This window comes from Mesorhizobium sp. M4A.F.Ca.ET.020.02.1.1, assembly GCF_004022645.1.
In the GTDB taxonomy this organism is placed as follows: Bacteria; Pseudomonadota; Alphaproteobacteria; order Rhizobiales; family Rhizobiaceae; genus Mesorhizobium.
In genome coordinates, this window is record NZ_RZOI01000692.1 from 1 (window position 1) to 3,178 (window position 3,178).

Here is a 3,178-nt window from a genome sequence, read left to right on the forward strand (position 1 = left end):
ATCCGATATGGCCGCGGCCAAAGGGAAAGTCGGCGATCCTGTCCGCTATCGAGGCGACAGCGACGACGTTGGCGACGCACAGCATGCCGAGCGCGAGGCCGCTTCCCGTTAACAGCCTCGCCCCGACCCGACGGTTGCCGTGCCGGACGCAAACTGATGGTCGCGCCGCGGCCATCAGCGGTTTCCCCGGCCATTGAAATTGCCGTTGAAGGCCCCAACGTTGCCGTTGCCGTTGAAGGAGCCGCCGTTGAAGTTGCCGTTGAAGGCGCCGACGTTGCCGGTGCCGTCATACTCGCCGGTGTTGCCGTTGCCGTTGAAGGCGCCGACATTGTGATTTCCGCTGGTCGACGATGTGTTGGCGTTGCCGTTGAAGGCGCCGACGTTGCCGGTGCCGCTATTGAAGGCGCCGACGTTGCCGGTGCCGCTGTTCTTGTAACCGACATTGCCGCCCGCGAACCCGAGCGGATTCATGCCGCGGACATCTGAACCGATGGACTGGCCGTAGTGGCCGATGCTTTGCTGGACGCGTGACATGCTGAAGGCCTGGGCGCCTGTCGTGCGGTTGTCGGCGGCCTTCGCGGCGGTCGCGCTTAGCAGGCCAAGGCATAGTGCCGATACGACGCTCGGTTTCATGTGCGAACTCCTTCCGTACCCCACTGCCTCAAAAGGACTGGGATCGCCGGCGATCTGTCGCGACAGCCTCGCGCGGGGGACGGGCGCGTGGCCCGGCGATCCCAGAAGCTTCAGCGCCTTTCGACGCTACTGGTTGGCGTTGCCGTTACCGTTGCCGTTGCCCATGCCCCAGTTGCCGTTGCCGTTGACATTGCCATTGCCGATGCCCCAGTTCCCGTTGCCATTCAGGTTGCCGTTGCCGAGGCCGAAATTGCCGTTGCCGTTGCCGTTGCCGTTGGCGGCGCCGGCATTGAGGTTGCCGTTGTAGTTGCCGTTGAAGGCGCCCGCATTGGCATTGCCGTTGCCATTGCCGTTGCCGAAGCCGAAATTGCCATTGCCGTTGAAGTTGCCGTTGAAGGCGCCGGTATTGGCGTTGCCGTTGCCGTTGCCGTTGCCGACGCCAACGTTGCCGTTGCCATTGCCGTTGCCGCTACCGATCGACAATGCGGACGCCGAACCTGTCAGAGCCGACAGGACCGCCGCGGCCAGAATGATCTTCCTCATGACGTTCTCCTTGGTTTGCGTTGAACTTCCCGACCGCAACAAAGATGGCCGAGACGACGCAAGAAGAATGCGCGCAGAAAAGGCGCCTCGACATTCGGGCTGATCGGCATGTTCTGTCAGTTTTTCAGCCGATGTCCTTGTCGGGAAAAGCCGGTGGAATCGGGAAAAAACTGACAGGCATAAGGGCGTATGCCGGCGTATATTGCGCTGAGAGGCAGAAATTCGGGGCCTCTTCTCACAGCCCGGTGAACAGCAAGTCCTCTAGACACCGGCAAGAGAACAGAAGGGGCGATGCGGACTGGTATCGACACACGCGAGAACGACACTTCGAAGCCGCGGCGCCAGGGATTGGCGCGGCGCTTGATTGCCGTGCAGGAAGAACAGTGCCGGCGCCTGTCGCGCGAGCTTCACGACGATCTCGGCCAGCTGCTGGCCAGTGTCGCGCTCGAACTGCACGGCATCCGCGCAGGATCCCTGGAACAGGGCGAGCGTCTCACGCGGGCTGTCATGCTGGTCGATCAACTGAGCGCCAGGGTTCACGCCGCCGCCTGGAGCCTGCGGCCCGCCGACCTGGATCACCTGGGGCTTCGCGCCTCCGTCGAGGATCTCGCCGCCATGCTATGTGCCCAACTCGAAATCCCTTGCGACATGGACCTCGAAGCACTTTCGTGCCCACTCGCCCCCGAAGTGTCCCTGACCCTATACCGTATCGCGCAAGAGGCGCTTACCAACATCGGCAAGCACGCTCAGCCGCGCCGCGCGAGTGTGACGGCACATATTGGCGACCGCCGGCTGCGCCTTACGATCGAAGACGATGGCTGCGGGTTCGATGCCGATGCCACGCCCGGCTCCCGCGCCCTGGGGCTTGCGGGAATGAGAGAGCGCCTCGCGCTGGTCGGAGGCGAGCTGTCGATTGAAACCGCCAGGGGCAAGGGGACCACCCTCTATGCCGATGTGCCCTTGACGGACTGAGGGCTTCCCTGGACCGCGAGGCGCGCACGATTGTCTACGGCAATGTGATCCGCACCAGACATTTGTCCGCATGCGATTCTGAACGAAAAACCTCGGCAGCAGCTCGAGGTTCGCGATGGGCTACGTGAAGCGCGCCACATCCGAGACCTTTAGCTGCGGCTTACAATCGGCGCGAGGGTTCGACGAGATGTACGACCCACTGCTCCCGCTCAGGGTCTGCAGGGATAGACGCGCTCCTCCCGTCAGCCGGGACGAGCCGTCATTCGAACCATCAAGGGCAAGGGACCTCTCCACGTGATGTACCTTTGGCGGACTGATGGAGGTTAAAGGTGTCGCGTAGGCGGATATTTGTGGTCGATGACCACCCTATCGTCCTGTCGGGTATCGGGGCGATGATCGATGGTCAGAAGGATATGACGATCGTCGGACTGGCAGCGAACGCGGCCGAGGCCCTCGAAACCATCGGCAAGGCTGAGCCCGACGTTGCGGTCATCGATATCTCGCTCCCCGGCATCAATGGGGTCATGCTTATCGAGCGCCTCCTCGAACGGTTCCCCGACCTCAAGTGCATCGCACTGACGGCGCACGAAGATCCCGGCTGCCTGCGCCAAGTGCTCGCCGCCGGCGGCCGGGGGTTCGTGGTCAAACGGTCGACGACCACCGACCTGCTGCAAGCCATCAGATGCGTGCTGGCCGGCGACAATTACGTCGACCCGGCGCTGGCCGCGCGAATGCTCAGCCCGCGCAACTGCGCGCAGGGCGATGCGGGAAATCTGAGCGAGCGGGAACGGTCCGTGATCCAGCTGGTTGCACTCGGCTACAGCAACAAGGAGATATCCTCGCGGCTCAATCTAAGCATAAAGACCATCGAGACCTACAGAACCAGGGCAACCGACAAGCTCGAACTCCACTCCCGGGCGGCGATAGTGCGCTTCGCGCACTCGGTCGGATGGCTGGCCGAACTGCAATAGCAAAAGCGCCACGCACAGCGAGAAAACGGGCAGCGGGGATCGCCCCTCTAGTACTGACA

4 protein-coding genes are annotated in these 3,178 nt (G+C 62.8%); 2 read left to right on the forward strand and 2 right to left on the reverse strand.

The window, feature by feature from the left end; translation table 11 throughout:
- Positions 1 to 174: 174 nt before the first annotated feature.
- Both EN742_RS29405 and EN742_RS38325 read right to left on the reverse strand, forming a co-directional pair.
- Entirely contained in the window at positions 175 to 633 is a 459-nt protein-coding gene (locus EN742_RS29405; protein WP_127399766.1) for a hypothetical protein, read from the reverse strand.
- A 126-nt stretch (positions 634 to 759) separates the two neighbouring features.
- The gene (locus EN742_RS38325) at positions 760 to 1,176 is read right to left on the reverse strand and encodes a hypothetical protein (protein WP_189347295.1); all 417 of its coding nucleotides are present in this window, start codon (positions 1,174 to 1,176) and stop codon (positions 760 to 762) included.
- Between the two features lie 291 nt (positions 1,177 to 1,467).
- On the opposite strand from EN742_RS38325, the gene EN742_RS29415 reads away from it, so the two are divergent.
- Positions 1,468 to 2,148, forward strand: coding sequence for a sensor histidine kinase (locus tag EN742_RS29415; RefSeq protein ID WP_126057193.1), 681 nt, complete (start codon positions 1,468 to 1,470; stop codon positions 2,146 to 2,148).
- A gap of 350 nt (positions 2,149 to 2,498) precedes the next feature.
- On the forward strand, positions 2,499 to 3,119 hold the full coding sequence (locus EN742_RS29420; protein WP_245455290.1) for a response regulator transcription factor: 621 nt from the start codon (positions 2,499 to 2,501) through the stop codon (positions 3,117 to 3,119).
- Positions 3,120 to 3,178: the final 59 nt, after the last annotated feature.

Bases quoted from the DNA above. Each gene is read 5' to 3' on its own strand.
- EN742_RS29415 (WP_126057193.1), top strand. From the start codon at position 1,468: ATGCGGACTGGTATCGACACACGCGAGAACGACACTTCGAAGCCGCGG.
- EN742_RS38325 (WP_189347295.1), bottom strand. From the start codon at position 1,176: ATGAGGAAGATCATTCTGGCCGCGGCGGTCCTGTCGGCTCTGACAGGT.
- EN742_RS29405 (WP_127399766.1), bottom strand. From the start codon at position 633: ATGAAACCGAGCGTCGTATCGGCACTATGCCTTGGCCTGCTAAGCGCG.